This window comes from Duganella caerulea (assembly GCF_040362985.1).
Lineage (GTDB): Bacteria > Pseudomonadota > Gammaproteobacteria > Burkholderiales > Burkholderiaceae_D > Rugamonas > Rugamonas vulcania.
Genome location: NZ_BPWJ01000002.1, coordinates 94,705 through 118,146, shown reverse-complemented (window position 1 = coordinate 118,146; position 23,442 = coordinate 94,705). Strand labels below are relative to the sequence as shown.

Sequence of the window (23,442 nt, the reverse complement as noted above, 5' to 3'; positions counted from 1 at the left end):
GCTCGCCGGGACTGTTTTTTTCGCTTGCCAACAGACCGACCGGTCTGTACAGTAAACCCATGACGACAATACCTACCCGAGACCGGCTGATCCACGCCATGGGCCACGCCCTGCAGCACAAAGGCCTGTACGGCGTCGGCCTGAGCGAAATCCTGGCCGCCGCCGGTACCCCTAAAGGCGGCCTGTACCACCACTTCCCCGGCGGAAAATCCGAGCTGGCGGTGGCGGCCATCGAACAGCAAGTGGCCGACCTGTGCGCCGTGCTCGACAAGCTGCTGCCCGGCGCCGATCCGGTGGACGCGCTGGAAAAATGGATCGGCCGCGCCCAGCAGCGCCTGGCCGCCAGCGGCTTCCAGCGCGGCTGTCCGCTGGCCACGGTGGCGCTGGAATCGGCGGCCGAGGACATCGCCATCCGCCGGGCGCTGGCCGACGGCTTCGCGGCCATCCGCGCCCGGCTGGCGTACGCCTTCGAAGCCTCGGGCCGCACCACGAACGCCGACGGCCTGGCCGGGCTGATCGTGGCCGCCTACGAAGGCGCGCTGCTGCAAGCCCGCGTGGCCGGCAGCGTGGCGCCGATGGAGCAGGCCGGCGCCGCCCTGTTCGCGCTGCTGCGCGCCACCAGCGCCACCACCCACGGGAAGCGTCCATGACCAAGCAAGTACTCAACCTCCAGGCCGCCGACGGCTATCCGCTCGTCGCCACGCTCTACCCGGCCGCCGGCGAGCCGCGCGCCCACCTGGTCGTGGCCAGCGCCACCGGCGTGCCACAGGGCTACTACCGCCGCTTCGCCGAGTTCGCCGCCGCGCGCGGCTACCGCGTGCTCACGCTGGACTACCGCGGCATCGGCCTGTCGCGCCCGGCCACGCTGAAGGGTTTCAAGGTGGACTTCCTGGACTGGGGCCGGCTCGACCTGGCCGCCGCCATCGAGCACATGGCCAGCGACGCGCTGCCGCTGCTGATGGTCGGGCATTCCTACGGCGGCCACGCGCTGGGGCTGCTGCCCAACCAGCACAAGGTCGCGGCCTGTTACCTGTTCGGCGTCAGCGCCGGCTGGCACGGCTGGATGCCGCCGCTGGAACGCGTCAAGGTCTGGCTGACCTGGAACCTGTTCGGCCCGCTGCTGACGCGCTGGAAAGGCTATCTGGCCTGGAGCAAGCTGGGCATGGGAGAGGATTTGCCGCTGACGGTCTACCACCAGTGGAAACGCTGGTGCCGCTACCCGCACTACTTCTTCGACGATCCCAAGATGAGCGGGATCCGCGCCAGCTACGACCGCGTGCGCATGCCGGTGCTGGCGGCCAACTCGGTGGACGACCTGTGGGCCGGCCCGGCCTCGCGCGACGCCTTCATGGCCGGCTACCGCAATGCCGACGTCACCGCCGTCACCATCGATCCGGCGCGGGCCGGCTTCGGCCCCATCGGCCACATGGGCTACTTCAAGGCCCAGGCGCAGCCGCTGTGGGAAGAGGCGCTGGCCTGGTTTCAGACCGAGCTGAGCTCCGCCACGAAGTCGTAGGCGTCGCCGCGAAAATACGAGCGGCAAAACTCCACCACCCGGCCGTCGGCCAGGAAGCCCAGCCGCTCGACCGCCAGGCCGGCGGCGGCCTCGCTGGCGTCCAGCAGGCGCGCCTGCTCGGCGTTGAGCAGCAGCGCCGACAGCCGCTGCAGCGCCCGCACCGGCCGGTTGCCGCAGCGGTTCAGCGCCTCGTACATCGATTTATCCACCGCCTCCAGCGACGGCAGGCAACTGCCCGGCACGGTCGCATATTCCACGCACATCGGCGTGCCGTCGGCGTAGCGGATGCGGTGGAAGCGGTACACCGTCTCGCCCGGACTCAGGCGCAGCCGCACCGCCTCCTCGCAGGTGGCGATGCCGGTGGCGCGGTGCAGCCAGGTGCTGCTGGGCTGGCGTCCGCGCGCGCGCATGTCCTCGGAAAATGAACTGAGCTTGGAAAAACTCTGCTCGATACGGGTGTGGTTGATGAAGTTGCCCGAGCCGGGGCGCCGCACCAGCAAGCCCTCCGCCACCAGCCCGTCGAGCGCCTTGCGCACCGTCAGCCGCGACACATTCAGGTCGCTGGCCAGCTTGCGCTCGGGCGGCAGCGCGTCGTCCGGCAGCAACACGCGCTGGGCGATGGCCTCGCGCAAGGCGCGCTGCAATTGGTGATACAGCGGCAGGCTGCTGCTCTCGGCAAGCACCTTCACGATGTTGGTCAACGTCATCATATGATACCCCCGCCACAAATATAGTACCAATTAAGTACCAGAATCCCGCTTAAATCTTGATGTAATTTCAATATTTCGCACCAAACAGGTGAATATTAAGCGATTTTTTGTCTAAAAAACACCACATTTCGTATTTTTTTACAACTGGTAGCGCTCTGGTATCATTGTTTACAGTATATTGGCATCGAACTGGTTTTGTTGTTTGGTTTGCAAGGGGGAATCTTGCGAGAGATTCATCATCACAAGAAGTGAACAGGCTCGCTCGGGCCATACTGGAGATTTGCAATGACGTTTCAACAGCACGCAACACGCAGCACCACGCCGGCCCGCACCGGCCTGACCCCGATCGCCGTGGCGGTCGGCCTGATGATCGCCTGCGCCACGCCGGCGATGGCGCAGACCACCCAGGCCGGCGACGCACCGGCCGTGGTGACCGTCTCGGGCGTACGCGCCGCCCTGGAACAATCGCTCAAGCAAAAACGCAATGCCGATTCCGTGGTCGAGGTGGTGACCGCCGAAGACATCGGCAAAATGCCCGACAAGAACGTGGCCGACGCCATCCAGCGCCTGCCCGGCGTGAACATCCAGTCGTCGGCCGGCGGCGAAGGCGGCTTCGGCGAGAACGACCGCGTCAGCCTGCGCGGCACCAGCCCGTCGCTGCAGCAGACCCTGTTCAACGGCCACGCCATCAGCACCGGCGACTGGTTCGTGCTGAACCAGTTCGGCGGCAACGTCGGCCGCTCCAGCAGCTTCTCGCTGCTGCCTTCCGAGCTGGTCAGCTCGATCATCGTGCACAAGTCGCAGACCGCCGACCTGGTCGAGGGCGGCGTATCCGGCGCCATCGACGTCATCACCCGCCGTCCGCTGGACTTCAAGAAATCGCTGACGCTGGAAGGCTCGGTGCAGGCCGTGTACAACGATTTGTCCAGCAAGACCGAGCCGCAGTTCTCCGGCCTGTTCGCGTGGAAGAACGACACCAACACCGCCGGCGTGCTGGTGCAGGCATTCTCCGAGAAAACCAGCGTGCGCCGCGATGGCCAGGAAGTACTGGGCTACGCCAAGGTGGCCGCCGACAGCGCGGCCGCCAAGGCCAATCCGGCGCTGGCCGGCCTGAACGTGCCGACCTTCATCGGCGCCTCGCTGTTCGAGCAAAAGAAAAAACGTGAAGGCGGCTCCTTCGATGTCGAAGTCAAGCCGTCGAAAGAGCTGACGCTGGACCTGAACGGCTTCTACTCCAAGCTCAGCGCGCCGCACCAGAACACCAACTGGCTGGCCGCGCCCGCCAACTCCTTCAACCGCGACAACCTGGTGCCGACCAATGTCACCACCAAGAACGGCACCATCACCGGCGCCACCTTCGCCAGCAATTCGGGCGAGGTCGACAACATCTACCGTCCCGACGCGGGGGGCGAATCCTACTACGTCGACTTCAACTTCCGCTACCGCGCCACGCAAGACCTGACCTTCAGCGGCAAGGCCGGCCTGACCCACGGCGAAGGCTGGGACCACGGCGACGTCTACTACCAGAACAACGTCAACGGCGGCATGACCTACCAGTTGAACGGCCTGAGCCCGGCCAACGTCTCCTACCCCGGCGGCGTGACCACCAAGCCAGGCAGCACCGCCTGGGCCGGCGGCGGCGAGGCGCAGTCGATCGACAAGGAACACTACGCCCAGCTGGACGGCGACCTGCGCATCAGCGAAGGCGTGTTCGACTCGGTCAAGTTCGGCGTGCGCTTCACCGACCACAAGCGCAGCGCCGAGCATCCGCTGGAAACCCGCCCGGGCCCGCTGGGCTTCAGCAATCCCGGCCCGACCTGGAACGGCGAGCAGTATCCGAGCGACTTCGCCTCCAACCTGGGCGGCAACCTGTCGTCGGCTTACTTCCGCTACAGCGGCGCGGCGCTGGGCGCCTGGGGCGCGGTGCCGGGCAACCGCCTGCTGGACTTCGTGGTGCGCCACAACTGGACCGATGAATTCAAGGTCAACGAGAAGACCACCGCGCTGTACGGCATGGCCAACCTGACCGGCGACAACTGGAGCGGCAACGTCGGCCTGCGCGGCGTACGCACCCAGCAGACTTCGATCGTCAACCTGGCCGGCGGCACGGCGCCGATCACCGGCTCGGCCTTCGGTCCCTACACCCCGACCTCGTTCGAGCGCACCTACAACGATGTGCTGCCAAGCGCGAACATCAAGTACGACGTCAACAAGGACCTGGTGGTGCGCGGTGCGCTGGCGCGGGCGATGTCGCGTCCCGACTACAGCGCGCTGGGCGGCTCGGTCTCGCTGAACGACGACGCGCTCAGCGGCAGCGGCGGCAACGCCAAGCTCGATCCGATCCGCTCCAACAACGCGGAAGTCAGCGCCGAATGGTACTTCGCGCCGAAGTCGTCGGTGTCGGCCGGCCTGTTCTACATGGACCTGGTGTCGGTGGTGGCGCAAGGCACCACGAGCGGCACCTACTTCAACAACAAGCAGAACAAGCAGACCGTGTACCAGATCACGTCGCCGTTCAACACCAGCGGCAAGAACAAGGGCGTGGAGCTGAGCTACCAGCAGCCGCTGTTCAACAGCTTCGGCGTGCTGGCCAACTACACCTACGCGGACGGCAAGCTGGACGACGGCAGCGAGCTGCTGAACTCCTCGAAGAGCACCTACAACATCACCGGCTTCTACGAGGACGCCAAGTTCAGCGCGCGCCTGGCGTACAACTACCGCTCCAGCTACAAGGCCGGCGTGGACCGCGGTGCCAGCCAGCACGTGAAGGGCGCGGGCAACCTGGCCGCTTCGTTGAACTACAAGATCAACGAGCAGCTGACCATCACCTTCGACGCGCTGAACCTGACCAACACCACCATCAAGATGTACGCGGAGACGCCTGACCAGCCGCGTGCGTTTTACTCGAACGGCCGCACTTTCTACCTGGGCCTGCGCGCCAAGCTGTAAGGCGTAGTTTGTAAAGAGGTAGTGGTACCAAGGTTTGCTGGCCCCTAACTCCCGTGGGGGCCAGCTTTTTTTATTGGGCGGCGGCGCGCGCCAGCAGCAGGGTGCGTTCGCGCTCGTTCTGCGTCAGCTGCGCCGCGCGTTCGAATTCGTTCCGCGCCTCGTCGTGCCGTCCCAGCTTGGACAGGAAATCGCCGCGCACGCTCGGCAACAGGTGATAGTGCTTCAGCGCCGCCACATCCATCAAGCCATCCACCACCTCCAGCCCGGCCGCCGGCCCGAAGGCCATGGCCAGCGCCACCGCGCGGTTCAGCTCCACCACCGGCGACGGCGCCAGCTGCGCCAGCGCGTCGTACAGCGCGGCGATGCGCTGCCAGTCGGTGTCGGCCGCCAGCCGCGCGCGCGCATGGCAGGCCGCGATGGCCGCCTGCACGCCGTACGAACCCAGGCCGCGCCCGGTGCGTTCGGCGCGCTCCAGCGCCGCCAGGCCGCGCCGTATCAGCAGCTGGTCCCAGCGCGCGCGGTCCTGCTCCAGCAAGAGAATGGGCTCGCCCTTGGGGCCGACGCGGGCGCGGGCGCGCGAGGACTGAATCTCCATCAGCGCCACCAGGCCGTGCACTTCCGGCTCGTCCGGCGCCAGCTCGGCCAGGATGCGGCCCAGCCGCAGCGCTTCCTCGCACAGGGCCGGGCGCATCCAGTCGGCGCCGGCGCTGGCGGAATAGCCTTCGTTGTAGATCAGGTAGACCACCTGCAGCACCGAGGCCAGCCGCTCGGCCAGCTCGTGCGCGCGCGGCGCCTCGAACGGCACCTTGGCCTCGGCCAGCGTGCGCTTGGCGCGCACGATGCGCTGCGCCACGGTCGCTTCCGGCACCAGGAAGGCGCGGGCGATTTCGCCGGTGTCCAGGCCGCCCAGCATGCGCAGGGTCAGCGCCACCCGGCCGTCGGTCGGCAGCACCGGATGGCAGGCCACGAACACCAGCCGCAGCAGGTCGTCGCCGATGTCGTTCTCCAGCGCGTCGGCCACCGCCGCGTCGAGGTCGGGCGCGGCATCCTGCAGCACGCCTTCGAGTTCGTAGGTGAGCTCCCCTTCCTTTTCCTGGTGCAGCTGGCGGCGCCGCAGCACGTCCAGCGCGCGGTTCTTGGCGACGGTGGTCAGCCAAGCGGCCGGCTGGTCCGGCACGCCGGTGTCGGGCCAGCGTTCCAGCGCCATCACCAGCGCATCCTGCGCCAGCTCCTCGGCCTGACCGACGTCGCGCAACATGCGCGCCAGCACGGCGATGATCTTGGCGGACTCCATCCGCCATACCGCCTCGACGATCTTGTGGACGTCAGCCGCCACGGGCTTTTTTCCTGAAGGCGTCGCGCAGGCCGGCCTCCAGCAGTTCGGCGCGCAGGCGTTCCTCGGCCGCGCGCATCTCGGGTGTGAATTCCTGGTGGGCGATGCGCTCGCACGCTTCGCGTATCTCCAGCGTCAGGTCGCCGGGGCTGGGATAGGGATAGGTCTTGGCCCAGGCGATGGCGTCGTCCAGCGAGGCCGCCTGCAGCATCCAGTAGCCGGCGATCAGTTCCTTGACCTCGGTGAACGGACCGTCGACCACCGAGGTTTTCGAATTGGCGAAGTGGACGCGGGTGGCGGAGGCGCTGGCCTTCAGGCCCTCCCCCGCCAGCAGCACGCCCTGCTGCACGCCCGCCTCGTTGTAGGCGTTCATCACGTCGATGACTTCCGGCGGCGGCACCGCGTTGGCCTCGGCGTCCTCGTCGGAGCGGATGAAGACCACGTAGCGCGTGAGCGCCTCGTCACGGCGGGGGATGGTGCCCGCCGCCGTGCCGCGTTCGTCGAAGCCGATGCAGTTGCCGGGGCAGCCCGCATCGCGGATTTCATACACGGCGCCGCTGTCGAACAGCGGCCACCAGCGCACCTGCTCGATGGCGTCCTCTTTCGATTCCGCCTCGATCAGGGTGAAGCCGGCCACCAGCTCCCTGGGCGCGAACGGCCCGTGCTGCCGGCTCCAGACGCCGTCGCGCCGCAGCAGCCGCACCGCCTCCGTGCTGGGCTTGAGAAAAGTTCCCGGCTCCAGCGCCGGCGGCTGTTGGCCGCGTTCGGTGCTCTGGTTGGCGCGGCGCAGTACCATGTATTCCATCGCTTGCTCCTTTTTTCCGCTAAGGTAGCAGCATCACAGGCGCGCGCGCAAGGCTTCTTCCTGCGCGACCAGCTCCGGCGTGGCCGCTGCGCCGAAATCCTCCATCTCGAACACCTGGCGGATTTCGATTTCCGACGGCGTGTCGAACGGGTTCGGGCAGCGCTTCATCCACTCGATGGCCTCCTCCTTCGACTTCACCTGCAGCAGCCAGAAGCCGGCGATCAGCTCCTTGGTCTCGGCGAACGGGCCGTCGATGACGGTGCGCTTGGTGCCTTCGTAGCGGATGCGCGCGCCCTTGGAGCTGGGATGCACGCCCTCGCCGGCCAGCAGCACGCCGGCGCTCACCAGTTCCTCGTTGAACTTGCCCATCGCGGTCAGCAGCTCGGTGCTCGGCATCTTGCCCGCCTCGGAATCCTCGGTGGCTTTAACGATAATCATGAAACGCATAGTGTTCTCCGCTTAGCCGCAATCGGGCATTTGTTGCTTCATGGCCGCGTCCATTTCCTCACGCGTCATGTCCCTGGTGTGGGTGGCGATCGACCAGACGTGGCCGAACGGGTCGGTGACCTGGCCATAGCGGTCGCCCCAGAACATGTCGGCCGGCGGCATCTTCTCGGCGGCGCCGGCGGCGATCGCCTGGGCGTAGGTGGCGTCGGCGTCCGGCACGTAGATGTGCAGCGTGACCGGGCTGCCCTTCAGCGCCTTGGGGCCGAGGTTGCCGAAGTCGCGGAACTCGTCCACCAGCATGACGGTGGAGTCGCCGATGCGGACGGCGGCGTGTATCAGCTTGCCTTCCTTGCCGGGGATGCGCGCGGTTTCGACGGCATTGAACGCTTTTTTATAGAACTCGATGGCGTTCGCCGCACCGTCGACGACCAGGTGCGGGGTGACGCTGTGCATGCCTTCCGGGATAGGATTTACTTTTGCAGTCATGATGCTCTCCTTTAAGTGAAAGTAGGACCGAGTGAAACGCTCACTCTACCTCTACGACGAAGCAGCACACATCAAATCGACAAATATTTTTAAATTTTTTTAAAATTATTTAAACAACAGGAAAAACGTGGTGTTTCCTCCCTCTTCGCTCTCGACCCGGACGCTACCACCATGCAATGCCATGATGGCGCGCACGATGGATAGCCCCAGCCCGGCCGACTGGGCCTGTCCGGAGCGGGCGGCGTCTGCGCGGTAGTAACGGTTGAAGATGTGCGGCAAGTGTTCGCGCGCGATGCCGGGGCCGGTGTTGGCGACCGCCAACTCAATGCCCTGCGCGCAGCGCCGCGCCGTCAGCCGTATCGCGCCCCCGGCCGGCGTGTAGCGGATCGCGTTCGAGACCAGGTTGCCGACCGCGCGTTGCAGCAACACGGGATCGAGCTGCGCTTCGATCGCCTGGCTGTCCACCCCCAGCCTCACGCCGACGTCATCGGCCAGGATCTCGAAGTAGTCATGGATGCGCAGCAGCTCGGCGCGCAGGTCCAGCGGTTCGCGCCGCACGGCCAGCTGGGCGTTGTCCACCCGCGCCAGGAACAGCGTGTTTTCGATCAGGCGCGCAAGCCGTTCATATTCCTCCGAGTTGGAGGCGAGCAGCGCCTGGTACTCCTCCGCCGTGCGCGGCCGCGCCAGCGCCACCTGGGTTTCCATCATCAGCGTATTGACCGGCGTGCGCAGGTCGTGGGCCAGGTCGGCGGCAAAGCCGGACAGGCGCTGCACGCCGTCTTCCAGCCGGTCCAGCATGGCGTTGAAGGCGCCGCCCACCTCGCGCAGTTCGACCGGCGCGTCCTGCACCGACAGGCGGGTGTTGAGGCGGTTGGCGTTGATGTCGTTGGCCTTGGCGATCACGCTGCGCAGCTGGCGCATGCTGTGGCGGACGATGGCATAGCCGAGCAGGATGGCCAGCAGCGCGCCGCCGCACAGCGCCACCAGCAGATCGGCGATGAAGCCGCGCAGGATCTTGAGCCGGTCGGAGCGCTCGCGCGCCAGCGTGATGCGCACCGTCTCGCCGCCGCCCACCTGCCCGGCCGCGCTCACCATGCGGCCGATGCCGGTCTCCGGCGTCCAGTCGTGGATGTCGTCCAGCGTCAGCGCGCGCTGGGCCGGCACGCTGTCGATGGGCGGCAGCGGCCGCGAGGTGCGCGCCGATTGCAGCAGCGCCGCGCCATCCGGCCCGTTCACGCGCAGCATGAAGTCATCGTGGCCGGACAGGGTTTCCATCAGCTGCCGCCGGTCCTGGGCGATCGCCTGCGGCGATGGCAGGCCGGCGATGATGCGGCGGATCTGCGTCACCTTGTTGATCAGCTCCACGTCGTCGCGGCTGGCCATCTGCCGCGCCAGCGTCGTGTACAGGTAGACGCCGGCCATCAGGAAGATCGCCACGGCGACCGCCGACAGCAGCAGCGCCACCCGCAAGGTCAGCGACAGCGGGCGCCGCCTCACGACCGCACTTCCAGCAGGTAGCCCATGCCGCGCACGGTCTGCACCAGTTTGTCGGCGTAGGGATCGTCGATCTTGGCGCGCAGGCGGCGGATCGCCACGTCGACCACGTTGGTGTCGGAGTCGAAGTTCATGTCCCACACCATCGACGCGATCTGCGTGCGCGACAGCACCTCGCCCTGGCGCTTGGCCAGCAGGTGCAGCAGCGCGAATTCCTTGGCGGTGAGTTCGATGCGGTCGCCGTGGCGCGTGACGCGCCGGCGCAGCACATCGATCTCCAGGCCGGCGATGCGGATCAGCTCCATCTCGCGCACCGGTCCGCGCCGCATCAGCGTCTTGATGCGGGCCAGCAGCTCGGCGAAGGCGAAGGGTTTGACCAGGTAGTCGTCGGCGCCCAGTTCAAGGCCCTTGACGCGGTCGGCCACCTCGTCGCGCGCGGTCAGGAACAGCACCGGGGTCTGTTTGCGTTCGCGCAGCCTGCCCAGCACCGCCCAGCCGTCCAGCTGCGGCAGCATCACATCCAGCACGATCAGGTCGTAGTCGTGTTCCAGCGCCAGCGCCAGGCCGTCGACGCCATTGCGCGCCAGGTCGGCCACGTAGCCCGACTCCCGCAAACCCTTGACCAGATAGTCGCCCGCCTTGGGCTCGTCCTCGACAACCAGTATCTTCATGATGTTCTCCAGATGGGCATTGTCGGCCTTTTGCATGGCCGGTTGGATTACAAATCTGTCATTTGCGCGTCATCCTGCCGTCAGCGGCGCGTCCCTAGACTGGCGCCATCGATACAGCCCATGCATCGATAGCCCGGATAACCATACAAGGAGTACGCCATGTTCAACCCGATCCGCACCGTTGCCGCCTGCTTGCTGGCGCTGGCGGCGCTGCGTGCCGGCGCACAGGAGCATCAGCATCACCACGGCGGCGACAGCGCCGCCGCGCCGCCGGCATTCGTCGCCAGCACCGCCAAGTCGTTCGACGCCTTGATGGACGACGCGATGGCGGTCATGGATGCCGGCATGAAGCGGGCGCCGATGAACGGCGTCAGCGAGCATGACTTTGTCACCATGATGATCCCGCACCACCAGGGCGCGGTCGACATGGCCAAAGCCCTGCTGCTCTACACCGGTGACCCTGAACTGCGCAACCTGGCGCTCGGCATCATCGCCGAGCAGCAGAACGAAATCAAGGTGATGCAGGCCTGGCTGCAACGCCACACCACTGAGGAGAAAAAATGAAGACCATCGCCTGGGCGATTGCCGCGCTGCTGCCTGCAGCCGCCATCGCCGCGCCATCGGCGCAGGACCGCGTCTACACGGCGGACCAGAACACCAACACGATTTCCGTGTTCAGCCCCGCCACCAATACGCTGCTGGGCCAGATCAGGCTGGGCAACGCGCGGCCGGACGTGCTGTCGCCGCTGTATCGCGGCGAGATCAATGTGCACGGCCTGGGCTTCTCGCCAGACCACAAGACGCTGATCGCCATCTCCAACGGCTCCAACTCGGTCACCTTCATCGATACCGCGACCAACAAGGTCAAAGGCAAGACCTACGTGGGACGCTCGCCACACGAAGGCTTCTTCAGCGCCGACGGCAAGGAGGTGTGGGTGGTGGTGCGCGGCGAGGATTATATCTCCGTCATCGACCCGGCCACGTTCAGGGAAACGCGCCGCATCCAGACCGACCTCGGTCCAGGCATGGTGCAGTTCCACCCGGACGGCAAGCTGGCTTTCGTGGTCTCCAGCTTCACGCCGACGGTCGACGTGATCGACGTCGCCACGCACGCCGTCATCAAGCGCATCGCCGTGGCCAGCCCGTTCTCGCCCTTCCTGCAGTTCACGCCGGACTTCAGCGAGATATGGATGACGCACAAGGACGTCGGCAAGGTCACGCGCATCAGCACCAGGACGCTGGAGGTGACGGGCGTGATCGACACGGGATTCATCACCAACCACCTGGCCTTCGCCACCGTCGGCGGCGCGGTGCGCGCCTACGTGACGATAGGCGGCGAGAACCTGGTCAAGGTCTACAGCACCGGCAAGGAAGCAAGCCTGCTGGCGACCATCGCCACCGGCGCGCTGCCGCACGGGATCTGGACTTCGGACGACAGCAGCCGCCTGTACGTCGGGCTGGAAAACGGCGATGGCGTGCAGGTGATCGACAGCGCCAGCAACCAGGTCATCGCCACCATCCCTGGCGGGCAGGCGCCGCAGGCGCTGGTGTACCTGTCAAAGGTGGCTCCGTCGGCGGACGACCGCGCCAACCTGGTGCCGCGCGTGAACCAGGATGCGCACAGCATCCCGTTCAAGGCGACAAGCGGGAACGGCAAGGGTTTCGCCGTGGTACGCAACCTGGGCGTGGTCGACGCGATGGAGGTGTTCCTGTACAAGCTGAAGCCGAATACGGTTTATAACGTTACCGTCGGCAGCCAAGCCGCGCCGCTGGGCAGCTTCCGCACCAACGATGCGGGCATGGCCAACGGGACGATGATAGGACCGGTGCGCACGCAGGCCGCCAGCGATGTCGCGGTGCGCGCCGACCGTCTCTCCGTGACGGAAGCCGGCGCCGACGCCGCGGTGCTGGTCAGCGCGCTGTAGTTAGCATGAAGCGCTGCCGCGCGGGGCGGCAGCGCGGTGCAACATCAGCCGGCTTTACGGCGGCGCAGCGCCGCCAGCCCCACCAGGCCGGCACCCAGCATCAGGTAGGCCGACGGTTCCGGCACGCTCGTGACCAGCGTCCGCGTACCCAGTTTCGTGGTGATGTCCCCCAGGTTGGAGTTGACGAACAAGGCGTCGGTGAAGCTCAGCGTGCTGGTGCCGGCACCGATCACGTTGAACTTCAGGTGCGCCAGGCTGCCGCCGCCGCTCACGCCCGGCACCTGGCCGAACTTGCTGCCATACACATAGGACACCAGCCCCGGCGTGCCGGTCGCATCGGCCACGCCGAAGTCGGTGGCGCCGCCGTCCGAACCCAGGAAGGCGCCTTCGCTGTTGCCAGCCACTTGCAGGTAGGCCGGATTGAACAACAGCGAGAAATTGTAGCCATACAGGTCCGTCACGCCGGCGATGCGGATGTCCAGCTCGATGGTCGAGCCCACCACGCCGCTGGACGGCGTGGCGACGATGCTCAACGCCGGGTCGGCGGCATAGGCCGACGGCGCGCCGAAGGCGGCGGCCAGCAGCACGGCGCCGGCCTGGTATTTCCATTTTTTCAAACTCAACATATTGTTTTTTCCTTTTGCCCAACGGGCTTCAATTGTGGGAGGCTTACAGGCGGCAACCGCCTGGTATGCGTTGCGTCTCGGCCGACAGGTCGCGCGCATCCACCACGCCATCCTTGTTCAGGTCGGCGCGCGCGTCGAAGCCGGCTTGGCCGGTGCGCTTGCCCAGCGCGGCCTTGATGACGGCCAGGTCGTCGCAGTTGACCGCGCCGTCGCCGTTGACGTCGCCCACCAGGCGGATCGTGAAGTTGGCGTTCGACACGTCGAAGAAGACGTTGTCGACCGCTTCCACCTTGATGCGCGCCGTGGCGCTGCCCACCATCGGCAGCGTGACCGCCTTGCTGCCGGTGTTGGGCGTGCTGGCCGCCAGCGTGTACGGATAGGTCTTGCCGCCGTCGGTGGACAGCGTGATCTTCACGTTGGCGGTGTTGACCGGCGCCACGTTGGTGTTGGCCACGCTCCAGGTCACGGTCTGGGTCGAGCCGGCGTCCAGCGATACCGCGGTGTTCGGCGACGTCACCAGGAACGGCCCGGCATTGGGCGCCAGCACCAGCTTGGTGCTGGCATTGCCCACGCCGCCACGGCCGTCACGCGCCGTCAGGCGGAAGTTCAGCGAGGCCGGCTTGGCGTTGGCGCCGAAGCCCACGTAGTCGGCCGTCGGCAGGAACTCCGAGAAGCACTCGATATCGGCCGGGGTCGGCGTCGTCGCGGCGGCCGGGCAGCTGCCGGTTTCGGCGTTGGTGTTGTTGGCCAGGATCTGCGCCATGTCCGGGAACACGCGGGTCGGATCGGTGCTGACGTGGTTCTCGCCCGGCGAGCCGTACTTGATGGTGTCGTCGTTGCTGACCACGGCGCGCACGCCGAACTGGCGGAACAGCGGCCCGTTGGTCTTGTTATTGCTGATCAAGCCGGTGCCGTCGTCGTTGCCGCGGTCGTTCTGCTCCCACAGGTAGGTCAAGGTGTCGGCCTCGCCGTCGGTGGCGCTGCCGGTCAGCGCGAACGGCGTGCGGACCGGAATGGTGTAGCCCGCCGGCACCGTCACCACCGGCGTGGTATTGCCGGTGAACGACAAGGCGCCGCGACGGTTGGTGGGTCCGCCGGCGACGACCTCGCCGACATAGCCGCTGCAACCGCCGCTGCAACCGACCAGCTGCAGCAACGGCACCTTGGTGCCGGCCAGCGCGCCTTTGAAGGTCAGCGTGACGGCGCTGTCGCTCACCGCGGTGACGGACACGGTGCCGCCCGCCGGCCAGCCGTCGATGTCTTCGATGGCGTGCTTGATGCCGCTGCTGGTGAAGTTGCTGCCGCGGACGATGGGCGCCGAATCGTGGCCGTTGTAGCGCAGCTTGAACTGCTGGGTGCCGCCGAAGTTGGTCAGCGCCACCATCTGCTGTTCGTTGACCTTGCTCTCCGCGCCGGAGGTGTAGGCGACGATTTCATCGAAGCTGCGCTGCGACCAATAGGCGTCGCTGTGAGTCTGCAGGTTGTCGGTGCCGCAAATGCCGGCGTAGGCCATGATCGACGAGCCGCTGCCCGGCTCCACCGAGGTGCCGGCGTTGCGGTTGCCCCCCGAGCAATTGCTGATCACGCCGTTGAAGGTGTGGTTGCCGGAGAACTGGTGGCCCATTTCGTGCGCCACATAATCAACGGCGTAGAAGTCGCCGACCGGCGTGGGAATGCCGGTGCAGCCCTGCGCCTTGCCGCTGCCGCCGACCACGCCCAGGCTGGCGATGCCGCCGCCGTTGAGGCCGAGCGCGATGTGGCCGACATCGAAGTTGCCGGCGCCGGCCAGCAGGCCCGCCACCACGCGGTTGCGCGACAAGGTGTCGCCGCTGCAGGAACCCGCCTGATCAGCCGTGAAACAGGCCGCGCCGCCGCAGGGGCCGTTGGCGCCGGTCATTTGCGCGGCGGTGTCCAGGTTCAGCGCGTCGGTGTTATTGATCAGCATGAGGCGGATCGCGGTCTCGTCCTCGTAGACCTGGGTGACGCGGTTGATCAGCGTGACCTTGGCCGCCGTGACGTTGGCCGGGCCGCCGAAATAGGTGGCGTAGGACGGATCGGTGACCAGCGCCAGGCGGTAGGTGCGCAGCTGGTTGCCCGAGGTCGGGCCGGCCACGACCTGGTCGTCCACCACGTGGTAGGCCACGGTGCTGGTCGACTTGCCGTCGGTGGCGCTCACTTCGAAGGCGCCGGTGTTGCGCGACGGGTCGGCCACCAGCGTGGTGTTGATCACGCCTTCGGCGTCGGCGTTGACGACCACGCTCTGGCGCGTGGCGCTGTCGTCCTCGTTGCGCACCGAGACCGTGACCGAGGCGCCCGGCGCGAAGCCGGCGCCGCGCACTTCGACCTTGTCGTCGGCGTGGTAGAAGCCCTGCGACAGCGCGATCTGCGCCTCGGCCAGCGGGGCTTCGCGCAGCGCGCCGTGGCTGTTGGCCAGGTCGCGGCTGTGATAGCTGTTGTAGACACTATCGTCCAGCGCGGTCTGCGGATCGACGTACCAGGCGCCGGCCGGCGTGCGCACCGAGGCGTGCAGGCCCAGCGGCGTAATGTCCATACGCAGGCTGGCGTTCGGATCGTCGATGCCCTTGCCGGCATAGGTCCGGATTTCAGGGTGCTTGGCGGCCAGGCCCGCTTCCATGATCGGCGAGTCGACGATGGCGAAGCGCTGGTAGCCGCCGTCCGGATGCGGCAGCGAAATGATCAGCGGGCTGACGGCGGCGGCCTCGGTGCGCTCCAGCGGCGCCGACTGGGCCAGCTGCTTCAGGCCGTTGCGGTTCAGGCTGGCGGCGTGGAAGCGGCGCGGGCCCGACGTGCCGGCCGCTTGCGCGCTGCGTCCGCCCCCAGGGCCGACGTCCTGCCAGAATTCGCCGGTCGGCTGGCTCGGGGTGGCGGCGGAGCTGGAGATGGTCCAGCCCAATGCCATGAAAGCAATTAACATGCGTCCAGCGGTGGGACGCAGCGTTGCCCTCGCCTTTTTGAGGCGGGGAGTCGGGTTCACTGAAAGTTTCATGCCTGCTATACCCTTAATTTTATTGTTGATCCGAAATGTCCGTTTTCCCTATGAAAATATGCACCATGAAACCCGCACGCATTGCGTACAAGGCATGCAAAAGTTTCAACTTAAGTATCACTTAATTAATTTTTAGTCACAACTGTTCGCTTGAATTTTTTTCTTGCGGCGGCAAAACGTGAGCGTTTAAGCCATAAGCGCAAAAAATCACTGTTGTCGTTAATACACAGCTTTGGTTTGTATGTTAGGCAAAGCGAAGATGGCGGATGGCGGTGGCTTTCGTTTGTTCACCGCTGAAATTTCACTGCTGTATTATTGCTTGGTAGATAAACCGAGAAGACCACCGCATGAAACGACTCCACATTACTTTCCCGCTGGCGCTTGCCGCGCTGGCGGTCTGGCTGGGCCTGACATTGGGCACCGGCAGATTGCTCGGTCGCGGCCAGCTATCGTTGGTTGAATCGGTGGCCGGCGGCATCGGCCCCGGGTGGGTGTTGGCGGCCGTGTTTGCGCTGGTGGTGGCGCTGGCTTCGGCCGACCGCCGCGCCGCCGGCCTGCATGCCCCCGAATCGTGGAAATCGCTGCGGCTGGTCTTGCCGCCCCTGCTCTTTTCGCTGCTGATGCTGCTTGTGGCGTGGGCGGACGGATGGCCGCCGGCAAAAGTGCTGCTGGTCGTCGGCTGCAATACGGCGCTGGTGGCCGTGTCGGAAGAGTTGATGTTCCGCTCGGTATTGCTGCAAGGCCTGCTGGACCGGCACGGGGTCTGGCCTGCGGTGCTGGCCTCGTCGCTGTTGTTCGGCGTGGTCCACACGGTCAATGGTTGGGCGAGCGGCGACTTCGGCGGCGCGCTGTGGCAGTCGCTCGCGGCGTCCCTGCAGGGCGTGGGCTACGCCGCCATTTGCCTGCGCACGCGCTCGGTGTGGCCGATGGTGGTGGTGCACTGTCTGTGGGACTTCGCATTGGTGACGTCGGCACTCGCGGCGACCAGCACCGGCGAGGGTTCGGTGCTGCCGTTTGCCGCGGTGCTGGCGGTGCTGCCGCTGTGCCTGTATGGCGTGTTCCTGCTGCGCGGCGCCAGCGGTGAAACGATCGGAGCCCGCGCTCCGTGATTGTTTAACGCCGCTGCAAACTGTTTTCAGGGATAGGTTCTTTACGGCGCGATCGACCAGGCACTACGATCGACGCCTTGCCTTACGCAACAGGAGAACCTCATCATGTCCACGCCAACCGGGAAGCGGCTCGCGCTCCTGTCATCCTGCCTCGCCTTCGTCATCGTCATACTCGACGTCAGCGTGGTCAACGTCGCGCTGCGCAGCCTGCGCGCCGAATTCACCGGCACCATGTCGCATCTTGAATGGGTGGTCAGCGGCTACACGCTGACCTTCGCCGCCTTCCTGCTGACGGCCGGCGCGCTGGGCGACCGCTTCGGTCCCCGCAAGGTCTTCCTCACCGGTTTCGTGTTGTTCGCGCTGGCCTCCCTGCTGTGCGGCGTCGCCGGCAGCCTGGCCGCGTTGATCGTCTACCGCCTGCTGCAAGGCCTGGGCGCGGCGCTGGTGGTGCCGGCCTCGCTGGCCATCGTCAACCAGACCTTCCCGGACAGGGATGCGCGCAGCCGGGCGATCAGCCTGTGGGCCGCGGCGGGCGGCATGGCGCTGGCGCTCGGTCCGGTGTTCGGCGGCGTGCTGATCTCCCTGACCGGCTGGCGATCGATCTTCTACGTCAACGTGCCCATCGCGCTGGTGGGCAGCCTGATCGCCTGGCGCTGGGTGAAGGACGCCGCCAGCACGGCCGGCCGCGCGATCGACATTCCGGGACAACTGCTGGCCGCCCTGGCGCTGGGCGGCTTCACGCTGGCCTTGATCCAGGTGAATTCGTCCGGTCCCTATTCTCCGCTGGTGGTAGGCGGGATGCTGGTGTTCCTGCTGTCCGGCGCGGCGTTTGTCGCGGCCGAGAAAAACACGGCGCAGCCCATGCTGCCGCTGCACTTGTTCAGGGCCGGCCATTTCGCCTCGTCGGCGCTGGCGGGCATCCTGGTCAACTTCGCGTTCTACGGGCAGATCTTTTTGTTCAGCCTGTTCTTCCAATATGCGTGGGCCTACTCGCCGCTCGATACCGGCCTGGCCTTCCTGCCGATGACCGGCTCCATCATGGCCGCCAACCTGTTGTGCGGAAAGCTGATGGTCAGGCATGGCTACAGGACGGTGCTTGTGTCCGGCATCTCGCTGGCCGCGCTGGGCTACCTGGCGATGCTGCCGTTTGTCGGCGATGGGCACTACGCGCACATCGGCGTCCAGTTCGTCGTGGCCGGGCTGGGTATCGGACTGGCGGTGCCGGCGCTGACCAATGCGATGGTGTCGTCAACCGAACAGCGTTACATCGGCGTCGCGTCCGGCGTGCTGAACGCCTCGCGCCAGATCGGCGGCCTGATCGGCGTCGCCACGATGGGCTTGATTGTCGGCGACGTCACGGCCGCGCGCCTGGCCGGCGGCATGGTCCCCGCGCTGTTGTGTGCGATCGCCGCGCTGGCCGTCGGCGCGTTGATCGTGGCGCCGGGTGTCAGGAAAACTCGTCCAGCAGAAATTTGACCAGGGCCTTCAGCGTCGATGGCATGTGGTCCATTTTCCGGTAGACCAGGTGCATGGCGCGGTCGGGTATGCGGTAGTCCGGCAGCAGGCGCACCAGCTGGCCGTTTTGCAGCCACGGTTGCGCCAGCAGGTCCGGGATCAGCGCGATGCCTGCGCCCTTCAGGACCAGCGCGCAGGCGCCCTGCGCGTCGTTCACCTGCATCTTGAAGGGGACGTTCACTTTGTGGATCACGTCGCCGTTGCCGATGAATTCCCACGTGGTTTGCAGGCGGTTCCAGACGGTCTTGTGATCGAAGTAGGTGGCGATGCACGGATGCCGGGCCAGGTCCTCGGGCGAGGACGGCGGCGGATGGCCGGCCAGGTAATCCGGCGAGGCGCACAGCACCACGGAATACGGCCGCAGCGGCCGCGCCACCAGGTTCGAATCGGACAGCGGGCCGAGCCGGATGGCGGCGTCGTAATCGGTTGTGGTCATGTCGACGATGTCGTCGCTGATCGAGACGTCGACACGGATCTTCGGGTACTGCGCGTAGAACTCGCCCAGCCGCGGCAGCAGCGCGGCGACGCCGAAGGTGCGGGGCGCGGCCAGGTTCAGCGTGCCTTCGGGATTGACGGTGAAATGGGAGGCGACCTCCCCGCTCTCCCGTATCATCGCCAGCACGTTCTGGCAGACGCCGTAATAGTAGGTGCCGAAATCGGTGATCGACAGGTTGCGGGTGGTGCGGGCCACCAGCGCGGTGCCCAGGTCGTCCTCGAGATACTTGAGGTAGTTGCTGACCATCGAAACGGATAGATTGGAATTCTGCGCTGCGACCGTCAGGCTTTTCTTGTCCACGACCTTGACGAAAATTTGCATCGCCTTCAATTTATCCATTGCCGCCCGCCTTCTGACTATTTCTGCAATATTACCCCGCAAGCTGGAAGGACGCCAGAAAGCATCATGGCTTGTAGCGTTGGGATGCGACGAAGTCATCAAGGACTTGCCAGGCTATCTCATGCAGGACTTTGCCGTTTTCGACTTCAGTCTGCCATGCAGGGCTGGAGGAGATATATTCCTTCGCCTCCCCAAGCGAATAAAATCCGGAGTTCCGCAGCGCCAGAATTGCATCGCTAATAGACAGCCCTCGCCGCTTCAGCTCCAACAGGACCTCTTCTCGCTCAACATCATCGGCCTGTTGTCATTTCGATTTTACGAGCTCGGCACCAAGTTCAGATTTGTTCATTTCCCCCTCCTACGTCTGATATCTACGATCTTTCCTACATTCGCAGAACTACTACCAGCAGTGCGCTTTCCACGCACAGTCATTGCATCATATCCAAGGGCATTGCCAGCTTCAAGCAAGGAGGGCCGGTTGAGCGTTTGCAAAACCGGCCCCATCGCACCACCAAAAAAACCAATAGCCATCGTCCCGAACGAAATCAACGACGCGGTCAAGAACAGCACTAAGACTACATTTTCCCTTCAACCGCCACGATGCCCTTCATCCCGGCTTCAAAATGCCCAGGTTGCAAACACGCGAACTCGACTTTTCCGGCACTGTCGAACTGCCAGACCAGATTGCCGCTCGTGCCTGGCGCCAGGGTCACCTGATTGGCCTCGGCGTGCTCCATTTCCGGGAACTTCGCCATCATCTGCGCATGCTCCTTCAGTTCGCTGGCAGAGCCAATCACCATCTCATGCTTCAGTTTTCCCGAATTCTTCACCACAAACCGCACCACTTCGCCTTGTTTGACCGTGATGGTCGACGGCGAAAACCGCATCGTGTCGTTCATGTCGACAACGACGGTACGTGTCGCCTTGGCTAGGTCCCCCGGCTTTCCGACCAGCGATGCGCCGTGATCGTGAGCGCCATGCTGATGCGCGGCGCCTTGCATCTGGTCGCCGCTTGCGGCTGCCGCGGCCAGCGACCACATCGAAGTGAATAAAGCGAGTGAAATCGCGGCGCCAATATTCTTCATTTGTTTCTCCAAAATTTAAGCGTTCATTTCACCGTGAACTTGAAGTCGCCCTTGCGACGATGGCCGTCATGCCCCGCAACGGCCCAGCTGACCGTATAGGTTCCCGCCGACAGGCCAGCCACGGCAAGATGCAGGATGGCAGGATTGGCCTCGTCCACCCTGGCTTTTTCGGTTGCGAGCTCTTTACCGGCACCGTCCGCGACGGTGATGTTGCTGAATGCCGGTTCGACTGCCTCATTGAAGGTGAGCGCGATTTCCTTCGGTGCCGCCTCCACGACCGAGCCCGCTGCCGGGGTGGCGTTTTTCAGCGTCGCATGCGCCATCGCCAGCGGACTGGCCAGGACGGCGGCGGCAACGGTCGCCGCCGCGACGATGTTGGACAGTGCTTTCATGTGCGTTCTTCCCTCAGTTCACGTACAGCGGATTTGGCGCGACGTAGACCCACACGCCGTGGGTGTTGATGCCGGCCGGCGCGATCGCGGCCAGTGCGAAGCGGTCGCTGTCGCGCAGCGTGTCGAACTGCCAGGTGAACGATTTGCCGTCCACATCGATCGTCACCACATCGCCGTTTTCAACGTTGATGAACTTGGTGGCGGCGGAGACCACGATCGTGCGCGTGGCCGCTTGCGCCGGCGCCGCGCGGCCGAGCGCAGGACCGGTTACGGCGTTGTCCTGGTGTGCGATGCCAGCCAACGGCGCCATGGCGGCGGCGAAAATGATGGAGGCGATTGCGGCTTTAACGTTTTTCATGCTTACCCTTTCAAGGTGGTGTGTTGTGAAGTCGATGAGGCTATTCTAAGGAGCCGACTCGCACACCCGCATGACCGAAAAATTACATTTACATTGCAGAATCTGGAAAGAACAAGGCGAAGCGCGTCGTGCCATTGACCTCGCTCGTCACGCTCGCGTGGCCGCCATGCAAGGCCATGATCGACTTCACGATGGCCAGGCCCAAGCCAGCCGAACTCGATTGCGAGGAGCGTGATTGATCGGAGCGGTAGTAGCGGTCGAACACCCGTGGCAGATGCGCCGGGTCGATCCCTGGGCCGGAATTGGTCACGGAAATCGTCGTGCCGGCACCGCCGCTGGCCGCCTCCAGCACAATGGCGCAGCCTGGCGGTGTGTAGCGCACGGCATTGGCCACCAGGTTGCTGACCGCCCTGCGCAACAGATGTGCGTCAGCCCATATCTCCCCCGATGCCTCGATATTCAGGCTGACACCGGCGTCCGACGCCAAGCCTTCAAAGTATTCGGCGACCATGCCCAGCTCCTCGGCCGCGCTCAGGCGTTCGGTGCTGAGGGCGACCTGGTCGTGATCCGCGCGCGCCAGAAACAGCATGCTTTCCACCATTCTGGCCAGCCTGCCGAATTCCTCATGGTTTGAGGACAGTAGATTCTGGTACTCCTCGATGTCGCGCGGCTGCGAAAACACCACCTCGGTCTGCACCATCAGATTGTTCAAGGGCGTGCGCAAGTCATGCGCCAGGTCATCGGCGAATTGCGAGAGCCTGTTGAAGCTGTCTTGCAAGCGGTCCAGCACCCGGTTGAAGGAATCCGCCAACAGGCGCAGCTCGGCGGGCGCGGCGTCGGCGTCCAGCCGTTTGTCGAGGTTGTGCGCCGTGACCTCTTGCGCCTGCGCGGCCAGCGCACGTACACGCGCCAAGCCCCGGTGCACCAGAAGATAGCCGGTCGCGGCGGTCAACATGGCGCCGGCGAGCGCCGCGATCCAGACTTTCAAGCGGTAGGCCCGGAGTACCTCCTGGCGTTCATGAGCGGTGCGTGCCACCGAGATACGCACCACATCGCCGCCGGCGCCGACCAGCCCCATCGCAGTCAACGCTTGCAACGCGCTGCCGTCGGCCGCGACAGTGTGGCGGGTATCGCCGGTGGACGGCGTGGCATCGGCCGCCACGGCGCCGCCGGGAAACGTAAAGCCGCGTTCCGCCGTGTTTTGGGCCAGCACCTGTCCGCCAGGAGTCTGGATGACCAGGAAAAATCCGTGGCCGGCATCGACAGCATCAAGGAAGCGGTGCGGCTCACTTTGTATTGAACCTGCATCCGGGGTTTCAGCGAGCAGGTGCCGCACTTGCAATACGCGCTCCACGAGTTCCGCCTCGTCCCGCTCCTGTAACTGGACGGCCAGTGCCCGGTAGAGATAGAAGCCGACCGCCGAGAAAACGATGACCGCCACAATGGCAAACAACGCGCCCAGCTGCGCGGTCAGCGAATAGCCGGGCCTGTTCATCCGCGGTCTTCCAGCACGTATCCCATGCTGCGGATGGTGTGGATCAGCTTGACCGTGTAGGGATCGTCGATCTTGGCGCGCAGCCGGCGCACCGCCACGTCCACCACATTGGTGTCGCTGTCGAAATTCATGTCCCATACCTGCGAGGCGATCAATGGCCGGGACAGCACCTGCCCTACGCGCTTGGACATCAGGTGCAGCAACGCGAATTCCTTCGCCGTGAGATCGATACGCTGGCCCGCGCGCGTCACGCGGCGCTTGGGCACGTCCAGTTCCAGGTCGGCTATCTGGAACAGCTCGGGCTCCTTGATCGGCCCGCGCCGCAGCAAGGTGCGAATCCGGACCAGCAGTTCGGCAAAGGCGAACGGCTTGACCAGGTAGTCATCGGCGCCCAGCTCCAGGCCCTTGATGCGATCGTTCAGCGCGTCGCGCGCGGTCAGGAACAGCACCGGAGTGTCGACCGTCTTGCGCAATTCCGCGACGATCTGCCAGCCGTCCATGCCCGGCAGCATGACATCAAGCACGATCAGGTCGTAGTGGCTGGTGGTCGCCGCATGCAAGCCCTCCGGCCCGTTATTGGCCCAGTCCACGACAAAGCCGGACTCGGTAAGGCCCTTCTGGAGGTACTCCCCGGCCTTTTGTTCATCCTCCACCACGAGCAAGCGCATATCTGTCCTTTGCAGT

General features: G+C 65.3%; 22 protein-coding genes. 7 read left to right on the top strand and 15 right to left on the bottom strand.

Features of this window, described 5'->3' with window-relative positions; all coding sequences use genetic code 11:
- The first annotated feature begins 59 nt into the window (after positions 1–59).
- The gene (locus ACUJB0_RS05320; RefSeq protein WP_444844325.1) at positions 60–650 is read left to right on the top strand and encodes a TetR/AcrR family transcriptional regulator; all 591 of its coding nucleotides are present in this window, start codon (positions 60–62) and stop codon (positions 648–650) included.
- Positions 647–1,516 carry an alpha/beta hydrolase family protein gene (locus ACUJB0_RS05315; protein WP_444844324.1) on the top strand — a complete coding sequence of 290 codons (870 nt, stop codon included), beginning with the start codon at positions 647–649 and terminating at the stop codon, positions 1,514–1,516. The genes ACUJB0_RS05320 and ACUJB0_RS05315 overlap by 4 nt, the downstream gene beginning before the upstream one ends.
- On the opposite strand, the gene ACUJB0_RS05310 is transcribed toward ACUJB0_RS05315, so the two are convergent.
- Positions 1,483–2,226 (bottom strand): GntR family transcriptional regulator, encoded by a 744-nt coding sequence (locus ACUJB0_RS05310; RefSeq protein WP_444844323.1) that lies wholly within the window; start codon positions 2,224–2,226, stop codon positions 1,483–1,485. The two genes, ACUJB0_RS05315 and ACUJB0_RS05310, sit on opposite strands and share 34 nt — an antisense overlap.
- A gap of 285 nt (positions 2,227–2,511) precedes the next feature.
- Between ACUJB0_RS05310 and ACUJB0_RS05305 the strand changes: the two genes are divergently transcribed.
- A complete protein-coding gene (locus tag ACUJB0_RS05305) occupies positions 2,512–5,175 on the top strand; it encodes a TonB-dependent receptor (protein WP_444844322.1) in 2,664 nt (887 codons plus the stop codon).
- A gap of 70 nt (positions 5,176–5,245) precedes the next feature.
- On the opposite strand, the gene ACUJB0_RS05300 is transcribed toward ACUJB0_RS05305, so the two are convergent.
- From ACUJB0_RS05300 to ACUJB0_RS05275, 6 genes are all read right to left on the bottom strand, one after another.
- Positions 5,246–6,469, bottom strand: a complete 1,224-nt coding sequence (locus ACUJB0_RS05300; protein ID WP_444844949.1) for an RNA polymerase sigma factor — start codon at positions 6,467–6,469, stop codon at positions 5,246–5,248.
- A gap of 31 nt (positions 6,470–6,500) precedes the next feature.
- Complete coding sequence (locus ACUJB0_RS05295; RefSeq protein ID WP_444844321.1) at positions 6,501–7,313, bottom strand: YciI family protein; 813 nt, start codon at positions 7,311–7,313, stop codon at positions 6,501–6,503.
- Between the two features lie 33 nt (positions 7,314–7,346).
- Entirely contained in the window at positions 7,347–7,760 is a 414-nt protein-coding gene (locus ACUJB0_RS05290) for a YciI family protein (protein WP_444844320.1), read from the bottom strand.
- 12 nt (positions 7,761–7,772) lie between these two features.
- Positions 7,773–8,246: a VOC family protein gene (locus ACUJB0_RS05285; protein WP_444844319.1), complete on the bottom strand. Its 474-nt coding sequence runs from the start codon at positions 8,244–8,246 to the stop codon at positions 7,773–7,775.
- 105 nt (positions 8,247–8,351) lie between these two features.
- The gene (locus ACUJB0_RS05280; protein ID WP_444844318.1) at positions 8,352–9,743 is read right to left on the bottom strand and encodes a heavy metal sensor histidine kinase; all 1,392 of its coding nucleotides are present in this window, start codon (positions 9,741–9,743) and stop codon (positions 8,352–8,354) included.
- Complete coding sequence (locus ACUJB0_RS05275) at positions 9,740–10,411, bottom strand: heavy metal response regulator transcription factor (RefSeq protein ID WP_444844317.1); 672 nt, start codon at positions 10,409–10,411, stop codon at positions 9,740–9,742. The genes ACUJB0_RS05280 and ACUJB0_RS05275 overlap by 4 nt, the downstream gene beginning before the upstream one ends.
- Positions 10,412–10,570: 159 nt before the next feature.
- Between ACUJB0_RS05275 and ACUJB0_RS05270 the strand changes: the two genes are divergently transcribed.
- Positions 10,571–10,975 carry a DUF305 domain-containing protein gene (locus ACUJB0_RS05270; protein ID WP_444844316.1) on the top strand — a complete coding sequence of 135 codons (405 nt, stop codon included), beginning with the start codon at positions 10,571–10,573 and terminating at the stop codon, positions 10,973–10,975.
- On the top strand, positions 10,972–12,336 hold the full coding sequence (locus tag ACUJB0_RS05265) for a YncE family protein (RefSeq protein ID WP_444844315.1): 1,365 nt from the start codon (positions 10,972–10,974) through the stop codon (positions 12,334–12,336). The genes ACUJB0_RS05270 and ACUJB0_RS05265 overlap by 4 nt, the downstream gene beginning before the upstream one ends.
- A 44-nt stretch (positions 12,337–12,380) precedes the next feature.
- Here the strand turns inward: ACUJB0_RS05265 and ACUJB0_RS05260 are convergent, their stop codons facing one another.
- Entirely contained in the window at positions 12,381–12,962 is a 582-nt protein-coding gene (locus ACUJB0_RS05260) for a cohesin domain-containing protein (protein WP_444844314.1), read from the bottom strand.
- A gap of 43 nt (positions 12,963–13,005) precedes the next feature.
- Positions 13,006–15,897, bottom strand: coding sequence for a reprolysin-like metallopeptidase (locus ACUJB0_RS05255; protein ID WP_444844313.1), 2,892 nt, complete (start codon positions 15,895–15,897; stop codon positions 13,006–13,008).
- 419 nt (positions 15,898–16,316) lie between these two features.
- Here ACUJB0_RS05255 and ACUJB0_RS05250 point away from each other — a divergent pair, with 419 nt between their 5' ends.
- Positions 16,317–17,078 (top strand): CPBP family intramembrane glutamic endopeptidase, encoded by a 762-nt coding sequence (locus ACUJB0_RS05250; protein WP_444844312.1) that lies wholly within the window; start codon positions 16,317–16,319, stop codon positions 17,076–17,078.
- Between the two features lie 105 nt (positions 17,079–17,183).
- The gene (locus ACUJB0_RS05245) at positions 17,184–18,554 is read left to right on the top strand and encodes an MFS transporter (RefSeq protein WP_444844311.1); all 1,371 of its coding nucleotides are present in this window, start codon (positions 17,184–17,186) and stop codon (positions 18,552–18,554) included.
- On the opposite strand, the gene ACUJB0_RS05240 is transcribed toward ACUJB0_RS05245, so the two are convergent.
- The 6 genes from ACUJB0_RS05240 to ACUJB0_RS05215 all read right to left on the bottom strand — a co-directional run bounded on the left by ACUJB0_RS05240 (position 18,526) and on the right by ACUJB0_RS05215 (position 23,426).
- Positions 18,526–19,428: a LysR family transcriptional regulator gene (locus tag ACUJB0_RS05240; RefSeq protein WP_444844310.1), complete on the bottom strand. Its 903-nt coding sequence runs from the start codon at positions 19,426–19,428 to the stop codon at positions 18,526–18,528. The genes ACUJB0_RS05245 and ACUJB0_RS05240 overlap by 29 nt on opposite strands.
- Before the next feature lie 575 nt (positions 19,429–20,003).
- The gene (locus ACUJB0_RS05235) at positions 20,004–20,513 is read right to left on the bottom strand and encodes a cupredoxin domain-containing protein (protein ID WP_444844309.1); all 510 of its coding nucleotides are present in this window, start codon (positions 20,511–20,513) and stop codon (positions 20,004–20,006) included.
- Between the two features lie 23 nt (positions 20,514–20,536).
- On the bottom strand, positions 20,537–20,905 hold the full coding sequence (gene copC, locus ACUJB0_RS05230; protein ID WP_444844308.1) for a copper homeostasis periplasmic binding protein CopC: 369 nt from the start codon (positions 20,903–20,905) through the stop codon (positions 20,537–20,539).
- A 13-nt stretch (positions 20,906–20,918) separates the two neighbouring features.
- Positions 20,919–21,263: a CzcE family metal-binding protein gene (locus ACUJB0_RS05225; protein WP_444844307.1), complete on the bottom strand. Its 345-nt coding sequence runs from the start codon at positions 21,261–21,263 to the stop codon at positions 20,919–20,921.
- An 88-nt stretch (positions 21,264–21,351) separates the two neighbouring features.
- Positions 21,352–22,758: a heavy metal sensor histidine kinase gene (locus ACUJB0_RS05220; protein ID WP_444844306.1), complete on the bottom strand. Its 1,407-nt coding sequence runs from the start codon at positions 22,756–22,758 to the stop codon at positions 21,352–21,354.
- Complete coding sequence (locus tag ACUJB0_RS05215) at positions 22,755–23,426, bottom strand: heavy metal response regulator transcription factor (RefSeq protein ID WP_444844305.1); 672 nt, start codon at positions 23,424–23,426, stop codon at positions 22,755–22,757. The genes ACUJB0_RS05220 and ACUJB0_RS05215 overlap by 4 nt, the downstream gene beginning before the upstream one ends.
- Positions 23,427–23,442 lie beyond the last annotated feature (16 nt).